General features: G+C 31.4%; 15 protein-coding genes. 9 read left to right on the plus strand and 6 right to left on the minus strand.

Annotated features, from left to right (window positions below):
• The first annotated feature begins 34 nt into the window (after nucleotides 1-34).
• Entirely contained in the window at nucleotides 35-604 is a 570-nt protein-coding gene (locus tag FG167_RS06955; RefSeq protein WP_203460698.1) for a DUF3109 family protein, read from the plus strand.
• Here the strand turns inward: FG167_RS06955 and FG167_RS06960 are convergent, their stop codons facing one another.
• Together FG167_RS06960 and FG167_RS06965 are read right to left on the minus strand one after the other, a co-directional pair.
• Nucleotides 605-2,572 (minus strand): tetratricopeptide repeat protein, encoded by a 1,968-nt coding sequence (locus tag FG167_RS06960; RefSeq protein ID WP_203460699.1) that lies wholly within the window; start codon nucleotides 2,570-2,572, stop codon nucleotides 605-607. It lies immediately after the preceding gene.
• Nucleotides 2,573-2,575: 3 nt separating this feature from the next.
• Nucleotides 2,576-3,316 carry a LytTR family DNA-binding domain-containing protein gene (locus tag FG167_RS06965; protein WP_203460700.1) on the minus strand — a complete coding sequence of 247 codons (741 nt, stop codon included), beginning with the start codon at nucleotides 3,314-3,316 and terminating at the stop codon, nucleotides 2,576-2,578.
• A gap of 742 nt (nucleotides 3,317-4,058) precedes the next feature.
• Here FG167_RS06965 and FG167_RS06970 point away from each other — a divergent pair.
• The 3 genes from FG167_RS06970 (at nucleotide 4,059) to FG167_RS06980 (ending at nucleotide 8,539) form a co-directional block, all read left to right on the plus strand.
• A complete protein-coding gene (locus tag FG167_RS06970; protein WP_203460701.1) occupies nucleotides 4,059-5,333 on the plus strand; it encodes a ribonucleotide-diphosphate reductase subunit beta in 1,275 nt (424 codons plus the stop codon).
• A 1-nt stretch (nucleotide 5,334) separates the two neighbouring features.
• Entirely contained in the window at nucleotides 5,335-7,128 is a 1,794-nt protein-coding gene (locus FG167_RS06975) for a ribonucleoside-diphosphate reductase subunit alpha (RefSeq protein WP_203460702.1), read from the plus strand.
• Nucleotides 7,129-7,585: 457 nt separating this feature from the next.
• Entirely contained in the window at nucleotides 7,586-8,539 is a 954-nt protein-coding gene (locus FG167_RS06980) for a hypothetical protein (RefSeq protein ID WP_203460703.1), read from the plus strand.
• A gap of 76 nt (nucleotides 8,540-8,615) precedes the next feature.
• On the opposite strand, the gene FG167_RS06985 is transcribed toward FG167_RS06980, so the two are convergent.
• Together FG167_RS06985 and FG167_RS06990 are read right to left on the minus strand one after the other, a co-directional pair.
• Complete coding sequence (locus tag FG167_RS06985) at nucleotides 8,616-10,925, minus strand: inorganic phosphate transporter (RefSeq protein WP_203460704.1); 2,310 nt, start codon at nucleotides 10,923-10,925, stop codon at nucleotides 8,616-8,618.
• Nucleotides 10,926-10,994: 69 nt separating this feature from the next.
• Entirely contained in the window at nucleotides 10,995-12,179 is a 1,185-nt protein-coding gene (locus tag FG167_RS06990) for a porin (protein ID WP_203460705.1), read from the minus strand.
• A gap of 391 nt (nucleotides 12,180-12,570) precedes the next feature.
• Here FG167_RS06990 and FG167_RS06995 point away from each other — a divergent pair, with 391 nt between their 5' ends.
• Nucleotides 12,571-12,927, plus strand: a complete 357-nt coding sequence (locus FG167_RS06995) for a toxin-antitoxin system YwqK family antitoxin (RefSeq protein WP_203460706.1) — start codon at nucleotides 12,571-12,573, stop codon at nucleotides 12,925-12,927.
• A gap of 70 nt (nucleotides 12,928-12,997) precedes the next feature.
• Here FG167_RS06995 and FG167_RS07000 read toward each other — a convergent pair whose 3' ends face one another.
• Both FG167_RS07000 and FG167_RS07005 read right to left on the minus strand, forming a co-directional pair.
• The gene (locus tag FG167_RS07000; protein ID WP_203460707.1) at nucleotides 12,998-15,844 is read right to left on the minus strand and encodes a TonB-dependent receptor; all 2,847 of its coding nucleotides are present in this window, start codon (nucleotides 15,842-15,844) and stop codon (nucleotides 12,998-13,000) included.
• A 132-nt stretch (nucleotides 15,845-15,976) separates the two neighbouring features.
• Entirely contained in the window at nucleotides 15,977-17,257 is a 1,281-nt protein-coding gene (locus tag FG167_RS07005) for a hypothetical protein (protein WP_203460708.1), read from the minus strand.
• A 202-nt stretch (nucleotides 17,258-17,459) separates the two neighbouring features.
• Between FG167_RS07005 and FG167_RS07010 the strand changes: the two genes are divergently transcribed.
• From FG167_RS07010 to FG167_RS07025, 4 genes are all read left to right on the plus strand, one after another.
• Nucleotides 17,460-18,806: a deoxyguanosinetriphosphate triphosphohydrolase gene (locus tag FG167_RS07010; protein ID WP_203461073.1), complete on the plus strand. Its 1,347-nt coding sequence runs from the start codon at nucleotides 17,460-17,462 to the stop codon at nucleotides 18,804-18,806.
• 79 nt (nucleotides 18,807-18,885) lie between these two features.
• On the plus strand, nucleotides 18,886-21,615 hold the full coding sequence (locus FG167_RS07015; RefSeq protein ID WP_203460709.1) for a T9SS-dependent M36 family metallopeptidase: 2,730 nt from the start codon (nucleotides 18,886-18,888) through the stop codon (nucleotides 21,613-21,615).
• A gap of 47 nt (nucleotides 21,616-21,662) precedes the next feature.
• A complete protein-coding gene (locus tag FG167_RS07020) occupies nucleotides 21,663-22,094 on the plus strand; it encodes a hypothetical protein (protein WP_203460710.1) in 432 nt (143 codons plus the stop codon).
• 21 nt (nucleotides 22,095-22,115) lie between these two features.
• Nucleotides 22,116-22,343 carry a T9SS type A sorting domain-containing protein gene (locus tag FG167_RS07025; protein ID WP_255564255.1) on the plus strand — a complete coding sequence of 76 codons (228 nt, stop codon included), beginning with the start codon at nucleotides 22,116-22,118 and terminating at the stop codon, nucleotides 22,341-22,343.
• The last annotated feature ends 45 nt before the right edge of the window (nucleotides 22,344-22,388 follow it).

A 22,388-nucleotide genomic window follows, 5' to 3' on the forward strand; every position in this document is an offset into this window, starting at 1 on the left:
GCTTTTGTGTTTCAATATCTAGTATATTTGCAATATGTTTCAACTAGGAAAAACAATAGTTTCAGAAGATATTATTCAAAAAGATTTTGTGTGTAACTTATCTGCATGCAAAGGTGCTTGTTGTATAGATGGAGATGCTGGAGCTCCTTTAGATAAAGAGGAAGTTAAAATATTAGAGGATATTTACCCAAAAGTAAAGCCTTATTTACGTAAAGAAGGTATCGCTGCTATTGAAGCGCAAGGCACTTCTATTGTTACCGATTTTGGTGATTTAGAAACCCCATTAATTAATGGTGCAGATTGTGCTTATGTGATTTTTGACGATAAAAAAACGGCACTTTGTGCTATTGAAGAAGCATATAATCAGGGAGATATAGATTGGAAAAAACCAGTTTCGTGTCATTTATATCCTATTAGAATTAAAGAATACTCTGAGTTTTCTGCTGTAAATTATGATAAATGGGAGATTTGTGATGATGCTTGTACGCTTGGTAAAGAGCTTCAGGTTCCTGTTTATAAATTTGTAAAGCAAGCTTTAGTTAGAAAGTTTGGTGAAGATTGGTATACCGAATTAGAAAAGGTTGCTGATAAAATGAATAAATAATTAAGCAGTTCTTAATTTTATTTCTTGGGTAGGAATTTCGATAATTACCTTTGTTCCGCAGGCGAGATTATTAGCATCATATAAATCGATTATTTCTAATTTATAATCGTTTGTAAATTGTTTAGAAAAATTATCTAATCGCTCTTTAGTAATAGAAATACCTACAGATTTTCGCTTTAGTGTTTTTTGCTTATTAATTTTTTCTGAAGCCACTCTACCAATACCATTATCTGTTATATAAATAGAAACCGCATGGTGTTTTGATTTTTCAATATGTACATGAATCTCTTTGTTTTTTAATTTTGAAGACAAACCATGCCATAAAGCATTTTCTAAAAAGGGTTGTAAAATAAGGGATGGTACTTTTATATTTTCGGCATTTACATTTTCATCAATTTCTATTTTGTATTTTATTTCATTATCAAAACGTATGTTTTCAATATTCATGTAAAGTGTCATGGTTTCTACTTCTTCGGCTAAAGAGATTTCTTTTTCTGTAGATGCGACTAAAATTTTTCGAATAAGTTTAGAGAACTTGTTTAAATAATAAACGGCATTTTCCTTTTCATTATTAATAATGTATAGCTTGATAGAATTTAGCGTGTTGAATATAAAATGCGGATTCATTTGATTACGCAACATGTCTTGCTCTAGCATGATAATTTGCTTTTCGCTTTTTAAACTTTTTTGTCGGTTTAAAACATATAGAATCCCTAAAGTTAATAGTGCGCCAAATACGCTTAGTAGTAGTATTCTTTTGTTTTGTGCTAATCGTAGTTTTACAATTTCGTTTTCACTAGCTAACTCTTTTATCTGATTGCTTTTCTTTTCACTTTCATATTTAATAATCAGGTCATTTACATATTGTAAATTTCTTTGGTTAGTTACTGTTTGATCTAAAGCTACGTGTGCTGTGTAGTATTCGTAAGATTTTTTGTAATCTCCTTTTAGTTTATATAATTCAGAAAGGTATTTGTACGCGTCAATTTTTGAAGTCACTAGATTTAAATCATTAGATTTTTGTAATCCTTTTTTTAAGTTTATTTCTGATTCTTCAAATTTATTTTGTTTTAATTGTAGCCATCCTAGATTAATATAAACAGGAATAATGTGGTATTGGTCACTTAATAGCAAAGCTTTCTGTAAAGCATTGTTAAGTGTGGTTTGTGCTTCTTTATATTTTCCTTGTTTAATGTAAATTACAGCAATACTATTGTTGCATATTACGCGACCTATATTAGAGTTTATTTGGTTGTTGTAGTCTAAAGAGGTTCTGTAGTCTTCAAGTGCATCTTCTAGTAAGCCTTTACTTTCTTTAACATAACCAATGTTTTGATAGTTAATTGCTAGTCCTAGTTTATTGTCTAACTCTCTTTCAATTTCTAAAGAATAGTTGAATTGTATAAAAGCTAAATCATATTGCTTTAGTGCTAAATAAATGTTTCCCATACTATTTCGAGAAACAGCAATGCTTCGTTTTAAATTTAGTGAGGGATTTTTTGCTGTTTCGGCAAGATCTAAAGCTTGTTTGTGGAAGTCTAAGGCATACCGGATAAGGTCTAACCTTCTGTTTACTACACCAAGCATGTTGAGACTTATTACTTGTAATTCTAAATTGTTAGCCTTTAGTGCTAGTTCTTGTGCTTGTTTATGAAACGCTATAGCTTCGTTGTATTTTGATGAGTTTCTATAATAAATACCCAGCATATTTAAAGCGTAACTTTCTCCTTCTAGGTATTCTGCTTCTTTACTTTTTGAAGAAAGGTACTGCATTTTTAAGGTGTCATTGCTTACCTTATTAAAAAGCGAATACAAATCTTGGTAATTATTAGGTTTTTGGGCTATAATTCTTTCTACTTGTGTTTTAAAATCAGAAATTACTGGATCTTGTGCATGCAAGCTAGTTACTAACAACATAATTGTAATTAGTATAAAATATTGTACCGGTATGTGTTTTAGTCTTTGCATTTTTTAAAGTCTGTCTAGAAAATCTAATTTTCGCTGTCTAGCAACAGGGATTTTATGGTTAGATTGCATAACAACATAGCCTTCGGTTTTAATAAACTCTTTTACTTTGTTTAAGTTTATAATATACGAGTTGTGTATTCTAAAAAACATTTTGTCTGGTAATAACGCATCGACCTCTTTTAGTTTTTTGGTTACTACTAGTTTTTGGTTGTCTTTTAAAATAAGTGTGCTATAGTTGCCATCAGACTCTATAAAAATAATGTCGTCTACATTTAAGAAAATGAGTTTTCCATCGGTATTTATTGTGATTTTTTGCCTGCTGTTTTCTTCATTAAATTTATAAAATAATTCTTCTAGCTTGTCGTAATTAATATTTTTAGTAGTTAGGTTTTTTAGCTTATTAATAGTGCTACTTAAGTCGTCCGAATCTATAGGTTTTAATAAATAATCTATAGCCTCATGTTTTATAGCTTTAATAGCGTATTCATCATAAGCAGTTGTAATAACAACAGCAAAATCTTTATTGGTTAGTTTTTCTAAAAACTGGAAGCCATCCATAGTTGGCATTTGTATATCTAAAAACAGACAGTCTGGAGTATTTGAAGTTTTGTTTAAAAATGAAATTGCCATTTCTGGGCTAGAAAATGTTTCAATAACCTCTATGTCTTTACTGAAATGGTTAAGCTCCCAAGTTAGACTTTGGATTGCTTTTGGTTCATCATCTACAATTACTGCTTTTATCATAATATCAAATATAATAATATAAAATGAGGCTATTACTTTATAATGTGTAACTGGTTGCTTTTTTTGTATAATAAGCGTGGTTTTATGTTTTGTTAGATATTATAGTTGTTTTTCTTACCAACTATACAAAATTTCTTACCAACTATACATTTGTGTATGTGAGTTTTGTGTAAAATTATGATATTAGCATTGCTATTAATTGTTAAAAACAATCAATATTAATTTGCTATTAATCGACTTGCATGATTTTTAAAAACTAAGATTATGTATTTATATTGATTGATTTTTTTTAGTTATTTCAGTTAGTTATTTTAGGGAGAAAAACGAGTGCTATAGGCGCTCGTTTTTTTTGTTTTATAAAATTAACAAACCCCTTATTTTACTAGTGTTAACAAAACTTTAATATTTTAAAATATTGATAATCAATAACTTAGCATAAACAGGTCAAATCCGTTGAAAAACAAGGTAAATACTCAGTTGTTAAAAACTTGTTGACAACGTTTACAAAATACCCTTTCTTTTTTAACTACAATTGTCAATCTTTGTTCAAGCCAAAAAACGAAATAGATTTTCTATATTTTTTATTAAAAAAAGCGATAGGAAATCCATTTTTTTTTGAAGAATGCTTCCTTTTTGATACCTATAAAAGGAAAATTATAACACGTTTTTACAGATTTATTATTAAGTTTTTGAATGGTAGAAATCATTCCAAATAACAAACTAGCTATTTAATTAAAAGATTATGGAGATTACGCAGATTATTAAAAGAGATTATGAAACAAGCCCTTTTGTTTTAAATAAAATTTCTAATGCCATTGAGAAAGCAATGCTTTCCGTAGGAAATGGTTCTAAAGAAGATGCGAATACCATTTCTGTAAGCGTTTTAAAAACGTTGTTAGATAGAAAAGAAAAAGACTTTAAATATATTCCAACGGTAGAGCAAGTACAAGATCTTGTAGAAGAAAAATTAATGGGAAGTCAGTTTCCTGATGTTGCTAAAGCATATATTTTATATAGAGATGAGCAAACAAGAAGTAGAAAAACAAATATTTTTGAAAAGCGTATCAACCTTAAGCCATACGAATATCCTGCGCTTAACGATTATGTAGATGCGATTAGACATTCGTATTGGATACATTCTGAATTTAACTTTACAAGTGATATTCAGGATTTTAAAACAAGACTTACCGTTGTAGAGCAAAATGCGATTAAAAATACCATGCTTGCTATTTCTCAAATTGAAGTTGCAGTAAAGAATTTTTGGGGAGAGATTTATAATAAAATGCCAAAACCAGAAATAGGATCTGTAGGAGCAACCTTTGCAGAAAGTGAAGTGCGCCACCAAGATGCTTATTCGCATTTATTAGAAATTTTAGGACTTAACAACGAGTTTAAAAACATAAAGAAAAAGCCTGTAATTATGCGTCGTGTGCATTATTTAGAAATGGCTTTGAAAAATTCTAAAAGTGAAGACAATAAAGAATATGCAGAGTCTATTTTATTATTCTCTCTATTTATAGAACACGTATCTCTATTCTCTCAGTTTTTAATAATCATGGCATTCAATAAGCATAAAAATATGCTTAAAGGAGTTTCGAATGTTGTAGAAGCAACCTCTAAAGAAGAACAAATTCATGGGGATTTCGGAATTGATATTATTAGAATTATAAAAGAAGAAAACCCAACGTGGTTTGATGAAGCACATGCAGCTTCCGTACAAGAATTATGTAGAGAAGCATTTGAAAGTGAAAGTAAAATTATTGACTGGATTTTTGAAGCAGGCGAATTAGATTTCTTACCAAAAGCGGTTATTAACGAGTTTATTAAAAATCGTTTTAACAACTCTTTAGAAAGTATTGGAATTGAAAAAGTATTTGAAGTAAACGAAAAATTAGTAGCACAAACCGAATGGTTTGATGACGAAATTATAGGAACAAAACATGGAGATTTCTTCGTGAAAAGATCTATAAACTATAGTAAAAGAACAAAAAGTATAACTAGCGACGACCTATTTTAAGATGAGCAACCAAACAAAACAAAACACCGAGGCAAATTTAAGTCAAGAAGCAAAAACTTCTAATTATGACGAATTAATTAACGCTAGAAAAGAGGCCAGAAAAGAAGCCACAAAACAACCAGAGATTAAATGGTTAACCGAAAATAGTCGTAAGTTTTTATCTTCAGGTTACTTAACAGGAGATACCACACCAGAAGAAAGAATTAGAGAAATAGCAGAAAGAGCTGAAGACATTCTTAAAATGGATGGTTTTGCAGACAAGTTCTATGGGTATATGGCAGAAGGTTATTACTCATTAGCTTCACCAGTTTGGTCTAACTTTGGTAAGAAAAGAGGTTTACCTATTAGTTGTTTTGGCTCGCATATAGATGATGATATGGGAGATATCCTATATACGCAGTCGGAAGTAGGAATGATGTCTAAATTAGGAGGTGGTACTTCTGGTTACTTTGGTAAACTACGTCATCGTGGTGCTCCTGTAAAAAATAACGGAGAATCTTCTGGAGCGGTACATATCATGCAGCTTTTTGAAAAAATGGTAGATGTTGTAAGTCAAGGTTCGGTAAGAAGAGGTCGTTTTTCTCCTTATTTGCCAATAGATCACAGTGATATTAACGAGTTTTTAGAGATTGGTACCGAAGGGAATCCTATTCAAGAGTTAACACATGGTGTAACTGTTGGTGATGAGTGGATGCAAGAAATGATTGATGGTGATGTAGACAAAAGAGCAATCTGGGCTAAAGTATTACAACGTAGAGGTGAGATAGGGTATCCTTATATTTTCTTTAGAGATAATGCAAATAATAATGCTGCAGATGTTTATAAAGATAAAAACCATGAAATTTATGCAAGTAATTTGTGTACAGAAATCATGTTGCCAACCAATGATAGATGGTCTTTTGTATGTGTACTTTCTTCTATAAACTTATTGCATTATGATAAGTGGAAAGATACCGATGCTGTAGAAACTATGGTGTACTTTTTAGATGCTGTATTGGAAGAGTTTATTACTAAATTAGATGTATACAGAGACTCAGAGAGTAGAGACGATAGGCAAACATTCATGTTCATGGAAAAAGCTTATAATTTCGCAAAAGAGAATAGAGCTTTAGGTTTAGGTGCTTTAGGATGGCATTCTTTATTACAATCTAAAAATGTAGCTTTTGATAGTACAGAAGCTTTCAATTTAAATAGTGAAATATTTAAAACGATTAACGATAAATCTAAAAGTGCATCTGAAGAATTAGCAAGAGTTTTTGGTGAGCCAGAAGTATTAAAAGGATACGGAAGACGTAATACAACTTTAAACGCGGTAGCTCCAACAACATCTTCAGCATTTATTTTAGGACAAGTATCTCAAGGTATTGAGCCAATTTGGTCTAACATCTATGTAAAGGATATTGCGAAAATTAAAACGACGATTAAAAATCCATTCTTAGTAACTCTTTTAGAGGAAAAAGGAATGAATACAAAAGAAATTTGGAATAGCATTCGTGATTATGATGGTTCGGTACAACATTTAGAAGGACTTACAGAACATGAAAAAGAGGTGTTTAAAACCTACTCTGAAATTGACCAAATGAGTATTATATACCAAGCGGCAAACAGACAAAACCATATCGATCAAGGACAGTCTTTAAATATCATGGTGCATCCAGATATGCCAGTAAAAGACATCAATAAACTATATGTTACTGCTTGGAAGTTAGGTGTTAAGTCTCTATACTACCAACACAGTATCAATGCTGCACAACAGTTTAAGCAAAAGAAAGAATGTGCTAGTTGCGAAGGGTAATTAGTATTCTTTATATATAAGTGTTAATTAAAGAAGTGCCTTGATAAAGACAATTCAAGGTGCTTTTTTTAGTGCAAAATTTAAAACACAATTAAACTAGTAAGTAGTTGGTGTTTAGATTTTTACGTGTTTAAATTAAAAAAATAATTATGAATATATAGCGAAGTAAGCTGGAGATAAGTACTGAAAAAGGGACAGTAATGAAACGTGTCCCTTCTTGGCTTTTTATACAATAATTGGATTGCGACCCTAATTTTTTGTAAAAAATAATATGAGATTAAAATCTCTTACTTTCTTCTTCAAAGAAACAACATTAGTTTCTTCTTGCCAAGATAAAAATTTCTAAAAAAAAGATTGGTCATAAAAACTTAGTGTTAATACGGGTTTTTAGGCTAATTAATTATCAACAGGTTCTTGTTAATAAAAGAATTCAAGAACTGAAAACAAGAGAAACATAATGGTAACATTTATTATTTATCGAGTGGCACTCATTAACAAAGCCAAAGAAGAACAAGTCTTAAACCGTTTCAATGGTGAAAATGATTTGTTAGAATTATACAATCAATACTATTCTTTCTTAAGAAAGAATAAGACTGACTATTTTGACAGTCAGGGAAATAAAAGAGTTTTTTCTATTAGTTCTGAAATCGATTTTTTAAGAAAAGAAAGGACGTTAATCACTCATTTTGATTCTGCTTATACAGGTGATGAACCCGAAATAAGAAACGGAGATACTAATACTTTAAATTACAAGGTTAGTAGTACTGAGCTCATTACAAGAAAATTATTTTCTTTATGTCATATCCCTAAAAATTCAAAATATGGATTTGTAGTTTTTGAAAATAAATCAAAGCATGGTGTTAAAGTTCTGTTTGAAAGACAATTTCAAGCATTCTTGAAAGCTTCAGGTTATGAGGATTATAGAGTTGTATTAACTCCTGCTTTAAATTATAACTATTTATCTAATTTCATTAATAGTGGTATGCTTAAAAAAGTGCGTTTAATTCAGAATATTCTTAAGATGGATATTCAATTAACATTATGGAATGAAGTTGATATTACTTGTAATGATAAGGATATAAGAGAGCTTAATTTTAAGAGTGGAAGTGATAATTCTATTTTTAAGGAAGAGTTATACAACCTTTTCTTTTCAAAGTTAAATACACATGATAAAATACATTTTATGAATAGATACGATGTTGATGACATCTCATTTGTGATTAATAAAGAAGGAGCTACCAAAACCTTTTATCTAAAGGATAGAAGTAGAATGAGATCTATTATAGATATCAATAATCAATTAGAATATGTGGATGGGGAGCCAACTTATAATTCTATGATTGAAGTGTCTTTAGTTTTGATTAACCAGATATTAGGTTTTAACTCTTTAGATCTTGATGACGCTGCTTAAAATTTTAAACCTTTTAATAATAAAAAAAACCATCTCAATCGAGATGGTTTTTTTGTGATATATAATACGTTTAAATTTATTCCTGTTCTGTGTCTTCTTCGGCAATTACAGCAGGTTTTATACTACTATCATGTGCACCGTGATATTCTTCTAATAAATTCATAGTAGCGTTTAGTAGATCTTTTGTTTCTAATAACAATCCGAAATAAAGCGTTGTGTTTTTCGGACTAGATTCTTCCGTACGTGTTCTAGCAACTTGCGCTTGAATCTTTTGTTTTACTAAATCGTATACTTCGGTCTTCTCATTTAGAATCGCTCCAATTTTTTCAAAAGAACCAGAATCGAAAGCATCTTTAATATCATTAAATAAAACTTCTACTTTATCATCTACTTGTTTCAATTCTTTAATTTGATTGAATTTAAGTTTCTTATGATTGTTATTAATGTGTTTATGACTTACTCTAGAAATGTATTCTAAAGACTGCGTCATATCTTGTAAATAACCTAAAATGTTTATGTAAAAGTTACTTGCTCCAATACTAGATTCGTCTAAGTTTTTAATAAAATAGAAGATGTTATCTCTAAGTTCATCTACTTCATCAGAAAGCTTAATAACTTGTTTCTTATTCTTTTTAAGTAATGCTAAATCTTGTTTTGCTAGACCTTTAACCGCATTGGTATATATTCTGTTTCCACGTTTTACAACACTTGCAATATTACTTGCACTTTCGTGAATTACTCCTTGTACAGAACTACTTTCTGCTTTAGTTAAGGTGTCTTCTGCTTTTTCTTCTTTGCTCTTTTTATTGTGTGCTATATAGTTTCTTAATAATAAACCAAAAGCAGCTACCAATAATAAAGGAAACATTACTTGTAGGTTTAAGTTTAGTAAGTAGGCAACTAAAGCAGCAGCAACAAAAGCACTAAAAGCGGTAAAGAACCAACCTCCAATTACATTTAAAACACCAGCTACTCTATATACTGCGCTTTCTGCTCCCCAAGCTCTATCTGCTAAAGAAGTACCCATAGCAACCATAAAAGTTACGTATGTTGTAGAAAGTGGTAATTTGTAAGAAGTTGCTAAAGATATTAATACCGCGGCAACCATTAAATTTACAGCAGCACGAACCATATCGAAAGCAGGTAATTCATGCACCTTATCTTTAGATATTTTTATTACTGGTACTTCAAATTGTTTATCAATTTTTGCTTGCCATGCTTCTGGTAGTATATAAGAAGACATTTGAGACATCCCTATTGCTACTCTTACAAATCCTCGAGATAAAAAGTTAGGTTGAAAACGTTCTTTAGTTTCGCTTTGGCTAGATAAGTCTAAAGATGTTTTTACAACGTTTTTTGCTTTTGTTGAAAACCAGATGGTTAATACCATGATTATACCAGCTATAAAAAGCAACAAGTTATTTGTTGGTACTTTTTCTGCTAACACATCCATAGGGAAAGCATTTGCAGCTAAACCAGAAGCAGTCCATTCTGTAAATGCATTATAAGCAGCAATTGGTACACCAATAAAATTTACTAAATCATTTCCTGCAAAAGCAAGTGCTAATGCAAAAGTACCTACAATAATAATTAGCTTATAAATGTTTGTTTTAAATAAGGTAATGGCAGCAAAAGCTAATAAAGACCAAATTATAGAACTTACAATTATAATATAAAATACTTGATGCTCTAAGAAGTCTTTCATTGTGTCTCCACCTAAAAGATCAAATGGTTGGTTGGCATACGAAGTACCTTTTAAACCTTTCATGAAAATAAAGTAGGTGATTGCAGTAAGTGCTAATCCGCCAAATAATGCGCCTACCCAATTTGCTTTCTTTTCAAAATTATAAGATAATAGTAGTCTTGAAAACCATTGCACTATCGCACCAATGGAAAATGCGACGACGACGGAGAGTATAATTCCGAATATTATTTGAGATGCTTTAGAAGTGTTAATATAGTTTACTACATCATCAAAATTTCCACCATCATGACCAATTTTTATTAAAGCCATGGCAACGGCAGCTCCTAATAACTCAAATACAATGGATACTGTAGTTGAGGTTGGCATACCAATAGTATTAAAGAAATCTAAGAGTAGAATATCTGTAATCATTACTGCCATGAAAATAATCATGATTTCATTAAACATGAATTCTCCAGGGTTGAAAATTCCTTTACGCGCAACTTCCATCATTCCGCTTGAAAAAACAGCACCAACTGCAACTCCTAAACTCGCTACTATCATAATAGTTTTGAATGAAATTGCCTTAGAACCGATTGCTGAATTTAAAAAGTTTACAGCATCATTACTTACTCCCACCACTAAATCGGCAACCGCCAAAATAGCAAGAGCAATAATCATATATAAATATATATTTTCCATAATTTAATTTAAAAATGTTTGCAAATATCTTTAGTCTTCTTGATTAATATGTTACCTAATTGTTATGTTTTAAAAATGAATGTCAAATTGTAATCGGTACATTAATTCATTATTTCCATTAGTTACTTCTAAATGGCTAATGTCTGTTTGTACTTTTAGTTTATGACCTACAAAATATTTTGAAAGACCTACGGTATACTGACTCTGATTGGTATTTCCTGTTAATTTATCCCAATCTATGTTGGTGTATCTTCCAGAAACTTCCCAGTCTTTTTTTAATAAATATCCTGCTTGTAGGTTGATAGCACTACCTATTTGAACAGCGTCTATGTCGCCTTCTTCATTAGTAAAGAATACATCGTCTGCATTTCTATCTGCATATTCTGTCATAAAAGAAATGCCTTTGTATTTAAACATAGCATCCACAAATAAAGTAGAAATATTAGTTTCATGAAAAACACCTTCTTCATTTACCATGTAATCTCCTTGGTTACTTCTCGTTTTTACGGCGTTGTTATTAAAATCATAACTAACACCTAAAGCTAACTTTGGAGTTGGTTCGCGTTTTAAATCACTTCCTTTATAATCTCCTTGACTTGCAAAGTTTCCAAACGGTAAAAATTCTATACGACCTGTGTATTGATGACCTCCAAGGTTACCAGAAGTGATGTTTCTTCCTTCGCCTTGCGAAATAGCAAGTGCTTCTTTAATAATAAAGGTGTCTGTAATGTTAATGTGATGTCTTAATTGAATCCCTAAATCGCGATCAATATTAAATTTGCTATTTAATAAAGAACGATCTACTTGTTGCAGGTTGGCTGAAGAAATAACACGCTCTCTGTTTCCTGGTAGTTTGGTTTGACCAAACCAAAGCACGAAGTTTTCATGAAAGTTCCATTTTATAACAGCATCCAAAATATATCTTGGTGCATTGCTGGTGTATTCGGAAGCTCCAGAAATATCTCTATTCGATAAACCTAGTTCTAGTTTATATTTTAGTTTTGGACTATATGCAAAACCATCGAACTTTAATCTGGCACGACGGACTAAAAAATTAGATTCGTTTGCTTCACCATCTTCCCAGTTGGAGATAGCAAGAAATTGCATTCTAGCTCCAATTTTCATGGTGAATGTGCTATCCTTTCCTACTAGGTTGAATAATCCTTTCCCAAATTTGGGAGATTGGTTTTCTTGCCCACGTATGGAGGTAATTGCAAATAGTAGTATTGCAATTAATAAAGAGTTAAGCTTCATTAAGTTACTTATTAGTTTTTGTCGCTACAAAGAACTAATACTAATGTTAACTAAATGTTTCTAAATCATTAAATTTAACAAACAAAAAAAGGCTGCTTTGGCCAAAGCAGCCTGTAGAATTCATGATAATATAGTCGACAAAAACTAATAGATTATATGAAATACTAACTTTTGTATTTTAAAATACAAGCAAATATCTAATACAAAAATGATTTTAATGTAATGTAAATATTAAGTAATTATTAATAAACATGGATGTTTTGAATATGTTTAACATGATGCTGTTCAGTCGTTTACTGCTTCAATGTTAATTTAATGTTACCAAATAGTTTCGTAATTGTAAAAAATGTTTTATATTTGATACAGAATCATTAATTAAAAAGATATACAAATGAAAAAGATATTAACTGTAGCAATATTATTATTTACAATGGTAAGTTTTGCTCAAAATGGAAAAAGTATAAAATTTAACGAAGACACTAATTTATTTGAAGCAACATATTTTCATGATAACGGAATAGTTAGCCAGACTGGTTTTTTTACAGCAGATGGTAAACTTCAAGGGGAATGGTTAAGTTTTGATTCGAAAGGAGTAAAAACCGCTTCTGCTAATTACAATAATGGTGATAAAGAAGGGAAATGGTTTTTTTGGAATGATAATACTTTAAATGAAGTAGATTATAGTAATAACGCCATTACTAGCGTTAATGAATGGTCTAATAAATCTACGCTAGCAATTACAGATTAATTCGCAGTATTATAAAATAAAAAAAGCATCCTTAATTTTAAGGATGCTTTTTTTATGCGTTTAAATAGACTTAGAATTTATAAGAATAGCCTAAAGATATTTCTGTTCCAGGAGAACGTAATTGATAAATTTGATCTGCAGCTTTATAAGATTCATAAACACTTTCTCTGTCTGAACCTAAAAGGTTAGATACTTTAAAATCGATTGCCGAGTTTTTGTCTTTACCAAATGCTTTGTTAAGCGTAAAGTTTAAACTATGAAATGGTTTTGTGTAAACATCGGTTACATAACCATTACCTACAACCTCTAATGTTTTTCCTTGTACATTATAATATAATCCAGCTCTAAAAGCTTTCTCGTCATTACCGTAGTCTAAACCAACATTAATTAATAACGGAGATTGCCCTTGCATGTTTCTCGTGTCCTTAATGTTTTCACCAGCTCTAGCGGCAGCTAATCTTGTACCGTACTCTTTGTCGGTCATTTTTAACTTAGAATCGATTACAGATACATTCGCATTAAAACGTAAATGTTCTAAAGCATTAGCAATAAAACCTAATGCTTGTCTAAATTCAACTTCTGCTCCCAATACGCGAGCATCACCTGTATTTGTAACCGTTATTTGGTTAGATGCCTGTGGAAAAGATACTAATTCGATAGGATCTTTAAAATCTTTATAGAAACCACTTACCGCGATCATTTGTCCTTTTTCTCTGAAAACCTCATAACGTAAATCGAAATTATTGATATAGGAAGGTTTTACATTATCGAAGGTATTGTTATCTAATCCTCCAATAAAAAATCTATTGGTAGTAGGATCATAAACTTGTGCAGTAGATGCTTCTTTAAAAGAAGGTCTTGCAGTAGTTCGTGAGTAAGAACCTCTAAAGTTTGTTTTATCGGAAACTGCATATATTAAGTTTGCAGATGGGAAAAAATCAAAAGCATCAATGGTGTTTTCACCAACTACAGCACCTGCATTGGTAACACCTGTGTAATAGAGGTCAAATTTTTCAGTTCTTAAACCTATAATCGCTTTTAATTTCTCTGTCGGGTTAAATTCGTTTGAAATATATAAAGAACCAACATTGTATTCTCCTTCGTAAGCATTTTTAGCGTCAAATGCATTGTTAGGATCTAAAAAAGTACCTTCTTGAGATGCTGGCGTCCATAAGTTTTCTTCCGCTAAAAGCGTATTTACATCTCCGTTTAAAACGGTTTGATTGGTTACATCAAAGATGTATTGGTCGGTGCTAAAATCACGATATTTAAACGTGTATCCACCACCAACTTTTAATTTAGCAGGTCTATTAAATAATTCGTATTTCTTACTTAGATTTACGTTTCCTACCCAACTTTCTTCAGATAAAGTTCTCCAAACTCTTAACGGGCTTCCAACAGAACTTGCATCAATTTGGTATTCGGTATTACCTGCATTTTCTAATATTCTTAAAGGAGTAGTTCTATGATCTTTATCTAATACTCTAGAAAAAGAAGGAGAAAATACCCAGTCTAATTTTATATCGGAATTAGCATCTAAAGAATGATCACCTGCAACTGCAAAGTTTGTAATCGATCTTTCGGTATATAGAAGTACATCATTAGTACCATCTAATAAACCAGAACCATTTTGAGCTTCACTAATTACTTGGTCAAATTTACCAGCAGTAGATTCTCCGTTTTGAATATGTAAAGCAGTTAGTTTGTATTTTGATTTATCGGTTTTATACGCTAAACCAACTAAACCATTTAATAACACTTCGTTTTGACCAATAGTTCCTTCGACTGTACGATCTATAACCAAACCATTAAAGGTGTTTTCAGAATGTCTTGTGTAAGAACCATCTTTGGTGTCTTCGTAAAGCGTGGTTTTGTTTTTATAAGATAGGGATGCTTGGTATCCAATTTTATTGTTGTCACCAACTTCATATTGATTTCCTAATGTGAAACCAAAGTCATAATTCACGCCACTATTTTCAGCCTCTGCTCCCAATTGAGAATCAAATCTACTGGTAAGAGATGTTAAAAGTTGCTTGTTTTCAAATGTTCCAGGAATTGGTTGGTATCTATTAATAGGTCTATTACGTGCTCCATTGTCGTATCCTAAGAAATCCGATTTACTACCATTATAGTTTAAATAACTATCTTTTAAGTGCATGTTAGGGTTGTAAGAAGCGCCAAGAGAAACAGAGTATTCTTCTTTTGTTGGAAAATCTTTAGTAACCACATTAACAATACCACCTGTAAAATCTGCTGGATATTCTGCTGCTGCAGATTTAATTACAATAACATTATCGATAATGTTTGTTGGAAAAATATCCATTGGAATTGTATTTCTATCTGGATCTAAACCAGGAATATCTACGCCATTTAAAATAGATTTAGTATAACGATCACCAAGACCACGAACATAAACATATTTACCGCCTTCTACAGAAACTCCAGGTACGCTTTTTACTGCAGAAGCAATATTACTTGCACCCGTTTTTTTAATAGTTTGCGCAGAAAGACCATCTAATAAGTTGGCAGATTTTTTTTGAAAATTTAATACTGCATTTTCGGTATTTCTTTTAATCGATGTGGATACAACAACCATTTCTAAAGTATTGGCAGACAGAGTGACATCTAGTGTTACTACTTCGTCAGCGCTAATCACAACATCTGTAATTTCTTGGGTATTATACCCTACAAAAGAAAAGATTAAAGTGTGCGTTCCTTCGCTTAAATCCAAATCATACTTACCATCAAAATCTGAAGCAGTACCAGTAGTTGTTCCTTTTACTAAAATATTTGCAAATGCAAGAGGTTCGGAAAAATCGCCATCCATTACAATACCAGCTACTTTACCAGTTTGCGCAAAAGCAATGCAAGATATAAATAGGATTAGTATGCTGATAAGATATTTTGAGTTTTTCATTTAGTTTTCTATAAGAGCAACTGCTCGAGAAAGAGCAGTTGCTAGATTTATGTTTTTAATTAATTAAAACAAGTTTTTGTTTAAGAGAAACAACTAAATATTCTTAGTCATTACTAATTAATAATACTGTGATTATAGACTTATTCCACCAGTAGAAATAGCGAATGTCCAGCTTAATACAGATGCATCTGCACCAACAGTATTAGCGCCAGAAGAAACTGCTGTAGCTTCTGAACCAAAACCAGTAACAGTTACCGTAGTTGCTTTGTTAACAAAAATATCTTCAACAGCAGTAACTGCAGTAGGAAGTACTATTTCCCAATCGCTAAAAGAAATAAGACCGCTATTATAGTTTGTAGCAACACCATCGTTGTCTAATTCTACATCCGATTCATCTCCAAAACCATAAGCGTATATATTGTTAGATGCTATTTGCGCATTGTCTCTGTAATCTGCATATTCCGAGTTTAAAGAACCATTTCCAATTAATGTTAAGTCTTGTATTACACAAGCACCATTAATAGAACCAGCAGGACCATCAATTTCTAATGCGTGATCTGAATTTACTCCTAAAGCAACAATAGCATTGGTGATAGTACCAGAATATGCTTCATCGATATCAATACCATCATCACCTTGTGCCCATACTAATAAGTTAGAAGCGCTTACGGTACCACCAAAAAATTCAATACCGTCATCTTTGTTAGCAATAACTTCAATGTGATCTAAAGTAGTACCAGAACCAACACCACCAAGTGTTAATCCGTTAATTTCATTTCCTTCTCCTAATAAAGAACCTCCATGACGAATAGAAACATATCTAATTATTCCTGAGTTTTGATCATCGATAGCGCCTCCATCTCCAGGGCCATATAATCCAAATGTATCACTAGCAGGAATACCTTCAATTTGTTTTTCAGTTACATCACCAGAAAGTGAAGAAGTAGCATTTCCTAATACAATGATTCCTCCCCAAAGTCCAATGTTGTTTTCGTCTAAGTTTGTTCCAGCAGTTTCTCCAATAGCAATGTTGTCTGCTTCTGAAGTAAAAATAATAGGCTGAGAAGTTGTTCCTTCAGCAATAAGCATTCCTCCTCTAGCTACAATTAAAGCAGAAGATAAAGATCCTGTACCTGCACGACCTTTAATAATTGTTCCTGGCTCAATAGTTAAAGTAACTCCTTCTTGAACTACTACTTTTCTATCTAATATATAGCATTTGTCTGCAGTCCAAGTTTCATTTACAGCAATACCTCCTGATTTTACTATACAGGCATCGTCATTATCATCACCACCATTATTGTTGTAATTGTTAGTTACTTCTTCAATTACAATAGGAGTGTCGTCATCTTCTATACAAGAAGTGAAACCTAAAGCCAATACTGCTAAAGCAGATACGAATAATTTTTTCATTAGAATTTGTTTTAAATTGTAATTTTTTGAGTTAAATATTTTTTAGCAAAGAAACTCCAACTGTGTAAAGTTGGTGTTAACTACAGGTTAAAGAAGCGTAATAAAACCGTTAGCTTAATGTTATGAGATTTACATATTATTTTTATTTGGAAATAATTTCTTAACACTAAAAATGTATCTTGCAAAAGATAAAATTGATATGATGAACTGGGAACAACTACTCTCTTTAAAGCGCTTTGGCGATACCAACAAAAGATTAAGAAAGGAACAAGACGAAACCCGTTTGGGTTTTGAGGTAGATTACGATCGTATAATCTTTTCTTCAGAATTTAGAAGCCTTCAAGATAAAACACAAGTAATACCGCTTTCGCAAACCGATTTTGTTCACACGCGCTTAACACATAGTTTAGAAGTTAGTGTTGTTGCAAGATCCTTAGGAAGACAAGTAGGAAGAAAATTACTAGAGAAATATCCGCACTTACAAAATATTCACGGATACCAAGCAAATGATTTTGGAGCCATAGTAGCCTCTGCAGCATTAGCACATGATATTGGAAATCCGCCTTTTGGACATTCGGGAGAGAAGGCTATTGGGGAGTTTTTTAAAACAGGAGCAGGGAAACAGTATAAAGAAAGCCTTACCGCAAAAGAATATCAAGATTTATGTGATTTTGAAGGTAATGCAAACGGTTTTAAAATAGTTACAGAAAATAGAGAAGGACGACAAGGTGGTTTGCGTTTAAGTTATGCAACCCTTGGTGCTTTTATGAAATACCCAAAAGAATCTTTGCCTAAAAAACCAACAAAACATATTGCAGATAAAAAATACGGCTTTTTTCAAAGTGAAAAAGAAGCCTTTTTAGATGTAGCAAATGAGCTTGGTTTAATTAGTAGAAGTAAAACAGATGTTAGTTTTTCGCGTCATCCTTTAGCTTTTCTTGTAGAAGCTGCAGATGATATTTGTTACACTATTATTGATTTTGAAGACGGAATTAATTTAGGGCTTATTCAAGAGGAGTACGCTTTAGAGTATTTAATTAATCTAGTTAGAGAAACCATAAACACCAAAAAGTACCACCAATTAAGTAATACGCAAGATCGAATTAGCTATTTAAGAGCATTGGCTATTAATACACTTATTAATGAAGCTGTTGCTATTTTTATTGCCAATGAAGAAGCGATACTGAATGATGAATTTAAAATCGCTTTGTTAGATAAAAGTAAATATGAAGCGCAAATAAACGATATCATTAAAATAAGTGTCGATAATGTATATCAATCTATAGAAGTGGTAGATAAAGAGATTTCAGGCTATCAAGTTTTAAATACCTTATTGAGTGTTTACACAAAAGCCATTAATAATAATTATAATGGAACTCCTACTAATTACGATACACTTGTACTTAAGCGATTGCCTAAAGTGATTAATTTAAATGAAGATAATTTATACTTAAGATTATTGAGTATTTGTAATTATGTTTCCTTGCTTTCAGATAGCAAAGCCATTATGGTTTATAAGAAAATTAAAGGATTAAGCTTTAACATATAAGATTTTTTTTTATAGGAACACTTTCTTTATATTTGTTAACTTAAAAAAGAAATTATAATCAATTATATTTAAAAAAACTATGAAAAATAACTACTTTAAAGTATGCTCTGTTATGGTATTCCTATTTGTGGTCCAGATTGGGTTTGCACAAAAGGCATTACAGGAATCGCCAAATGGGCAACTTATTAAATCTTTTTTAAATACCGAAAAGAATGCTTATAACTTAACAGAAAGTGATGTTCAGGATTTATTTGTTACCAATGAATATTTTTCTAAAAACTCTAAAATTACGCATGTTTATGTCAACCAGGCATATAGAGGTGTGAAAATTCATAATGCAATTTCTAGTATTTCTATTAAAGGCGGGAAAGTTTCTTATTTCGCAAATAGTTTTATTTCTAATATTTCCAGTAAAATAAACAGTATTACTCCAAGTTTAAACGCAGCAATTGCTATTGAAAAAGCAGCTACGTATTTTAACTTAGGAAATATTTCTGGATTAGAAATAACAAGCGCTAACGGTAACGATTATGTGTTTACTAATGGTGGTATTTCTAAAGTTGAAATTCCTGTTAGTTTGGTTTATACTCCTACAGAAGATGGTAGTTTAAAATTATCATGGGATTTAAGTATTCATACTACCAATGGGAAAGATTGGTGGAGTGTACGTATAGATGCTATGAATGGTGAAATAGTAGAAAAAAATAATTGGATTTTAACCTGTAATTTTGGTGATGCAAATCACGAAAATCACAGTCATAATACTAAGGTTGTTGAAAAAGAAAACACCTTTAGCTTATTTAAACCAAATTATTTAATTTCAGATGGTTCCCAATATAACGTTGTAGGTATTCCAAACGAAAGCCCAATTGATGGTGGTAGATCTTTAATAAGTGATCCAGCAAACGCTATTGCATCTCCTTATGGATGGCATGATATTGATGGTGCCTCAGGAGCAGAATACATGTTGACACGTGGAAACAATGTATGGGCAAAAGAAGATGTTAATGGAGACGATGGTATCGGATCTTCACCTAATTCTACTAGTTTAAACTTTGATTATCCTTTAAACTTAAATCAAGCACCAATAAATAACCAAAATGCATCACTAACTAATTTGTTTTATATGAACAATATTATGCACGATGTATGGTACCAATATGGTTTTGATGAAGTGAGTGGGAATTTTCAACATAATAATTATGGAAATGGAGGTGTTGGAAACGATTATGTAAATGCCGAAGGTCAAGATGGAAGCGGTATTAATAATGCTAATTTTGCAACACCACCAGATGGTTCAAAACCTTTAATGCAAATGTATTTATGGAATGAGCCAACTTTAAAACAGTTGGTTACATTAAATAATGGTTCTTTAGCTGGTGAGTTTGCTTCGGTTAATCCATCTACAGTAGCTCCTAATAATTTACCTGGTGCGACTGCAATACCTTTGACAGCAGAATTAGCTATACCTTATGATGACAATGCAAATACAAATAATGACACAGTGTCTGAAGATGTAAATGATTCTTGTGATGATTATACTACAGCTACAAACCTTACTGGTAAAATAGCTTTAATCCGTAGAGGAACTTGTGCTTTTGTAGATAAAATTCAAAGAGCTCAGGATGCTGGAGCAGTTGGTGTTATTATGTTTAATCATAATAATCCTACAAACGATCCTGCTTATGTAGAATATGTAAGCATGGCAGGTGTAACAACAACAATAAATATTCCTGCAGTCTTTATTAATAATGTAGATGGGGAAGCAATTTTTACAGCTATTGAAAATGGTGAAACGATTAGTGCTACTTTACAAGATTACCAAACTTACCAATTAGATGGTAGTTTAGATAATGTAATTGTTGCACATGAATATGGTCATGGTATATCAACCAGATTAACAGGTGGTGCAGGTAATTCTGGTTGCTTATATAATAGTGAAGCAATGGGAGAAGGATGGTCTGATTGGTTTGCCTTAATGCTTACTATGAAACCTGAAGATTTAGGTGCAGATGGGAGAGGTATTGCTACTTATTCTAATGGAGAAACTGTTAATGGTGTTGGAATTAGACCAGTACATTATAGCACGGATTTAGCAATTAATGATTTTACTTATGAAGCTACAAATGATAATACATTTTTAGGGAACAATGCAGATGGCGATCCAGTATATTGGAATAGTATAACTCATAATATTGGATTTGTTTGGGCTACTATGCTTTGGGATTTAACTTGGGCATATATAGATAAATATGGATTTGATACCGATATTTATAATGGTACTGGTGGAAACAATAAAGTTATGCAATTAGTAATAGATGGTTTAAAAAACCAACCTTGTGGTGTAGGCTTTGTACAAGGTAGAGATGCTCTTTTACAGGCAGATACAGATAATGGAGGTGAGGATCAATGTTTGATTTGGGAGGTTTTTGCAGCTAGAGGTTTAGGTGTAAACGCAAATCAAGGTTCAGCATTTGATATTAATGATCAAACAGCAGATTATTCAATGCCAAGAAATGGAATTGCATCACTAGCAAACTGTACATCTTTAAGTGTAGATGATTTTGATAAAAACGATTATAAAATTTATCCAAATCCAACAAATAATACTTTAAATATTAAAACGAATAAAAGCTTTGGAAAGGTAACACTTACTTTAACAGATATTAACGGTAGACTTGTACTTACCCAAAAAGCAGATTTGTTTAATGAGGTACAATTAAACATTAGTAAATTACAATCTGGTCTTTATATTTTAAATATTAAAGGAGCATCTATTAATGCTAATAATAAGATTATTAAAAATTAATTTTAATATTTTTTTTAAAAAGGCAACTATTTATTTAGTTGCCTTTTTTGTTTTTATTAACTAAGGTCCATTTAGATAATAGAGTAATTGTTGGTAGTAGATCTTATATAGAATACGGACAATCTGAAAATGTAATTTTTATTACTGTACATAATTATGGTATAAATAACATTTGGTATCCCTGTGATGCTGTAACTAACTGGGAACAAAAAGATGGTAACTTACCAGATTTATCAGTGAAAGCAATTTTACAAAACCCTTTAATTTTAGAAGAAATACTTATTGGTACCGAGTTAAGTGCTTGGTGTACTACCAATTTTTCTGATGCATCTCCTACTTGGACACAAGCTTATAACGATATGAGTAATGTAAGCATATTAGATCTTGATTTAAGAGATGATAATCTAGTATTTGTTGCTACCCGTGGTTGTGATATTTTCTCTGGACAGTTTACTCCAGATTCTTTAAGTATTGATTAAAATACAGAGAATGCATTTAGCATCAATCCTAATCCATCCAATGGTACAATACATATTAAAACATCCGAAAATTACGGGAAGGCTGTTGCAGCAATTTTTGAAATGAATTTTAGAAAAGTGATTTCAACAGAATTATCTTTAAACCAACAATCTACAATTGAAGCGAATCATTTAGCTACAAGTATGTCTGTGTTAAAAATTCAAGGATTTAATTTCTCTCATTCCGAAAAGTTAGTTATCAAGAAGTAATTATAAGATACTATTATATGCAAAAATGCCACTTTTTAAGTGACA

It is taken from the genome of Lacinutrix sp. WUR7, from assembly GCF_016864015.1.
Taxonomy (GTDB): Bacteria; Bacteroidota; Bacteroidia; order Flavobacteriales; family Flavobacteriaceae; genus Oceanihabitans.

Coding starts and splice junctions, on each gene's coding strand:
- FG167_RS06955 (WP_203460698.1), top strand. CDS start 35: ATGTTTCAACTAGGAAAAACAATAGTTTCAGAAGATATTATTCAAAAA.
- FG167_RS06985 (WP_203460704.1), bottom strand. CDS start 10,925: ATGGAAAATATATATTTATATATGATTATTGCTCTTGCTATTTTGGCG.
- FG167_RS07010 (WP_203461073.1), top strand. CDS start 17,460: ATGAACTGGGAACAACTACTCTCTTTAAAGCGCTTTGGCGATACCAAC.
- FG167_RS06965 (WP_203460700.1), bottom strand. CDS start 3,316: ATGATAAAAGCAGTAATTGTAGATGATGAACCAAAAGCAATCCAAAGT.
- FG167_RS06980 (WP_203460703.1), top strand. CDS start 7,586: ATGGTAACATTTATTATTTATCGAGTGGCACTCATTAACAAAGCCAAA.
- FG167_RS06990 (WP_203460705.1), bottom strand. CDS start 12,179: ATGAAGCTTAACTCTTTATTAATTGCAATACTACTATTTGCAATTACC.
- FG167_RS07015 (WP_203460709.1), top strand. CDS start 18,886: ATGAAAAATAACTACTTTAAAGTATGCTCTGTTATGGTATTCCTATTT.
- FG167_RS06970 (WP_203460701.1), top strand. CDS start 4,059: ATGGAGATTACGCAGATTATTAAAAGAGATTATGAAACAAGCCCTTTT.
- FG167_RS07005 (WP_203460708.1), bottom strand. CDS start 17,257: ATGAAAAAATTATTCGTATCTGCTTTAGCAGTATTGGCTTTAGGTTTC.
- FG167_RS06975 (WP_203460702.1), top strand. CDS start 5,335: ATGAGCAACCAAACAAAACAAAACACCGAGGCAAATTTAAGTCAAGAA.
- FG167_RS07000 (WP_203460707.1), bottom strand. CDS start 15,844: ATGAAAAACTCAAAATATCTTATCAGCATACTAATCCTATTTATATCT.
- FG167_RS06960 (WP_203460699.1), bottom strand. CDS start 2,572: ATGCAAAGACTAAAACACATACCGGTACAATATTTTATACTAATTACA.
- FG167_RS06995 (WP_203460706.1), top strand. CDS start 12,571: ATGAAAAAGATATTAACTGTAGCAATATTATTATTTACAATGGTAAGT.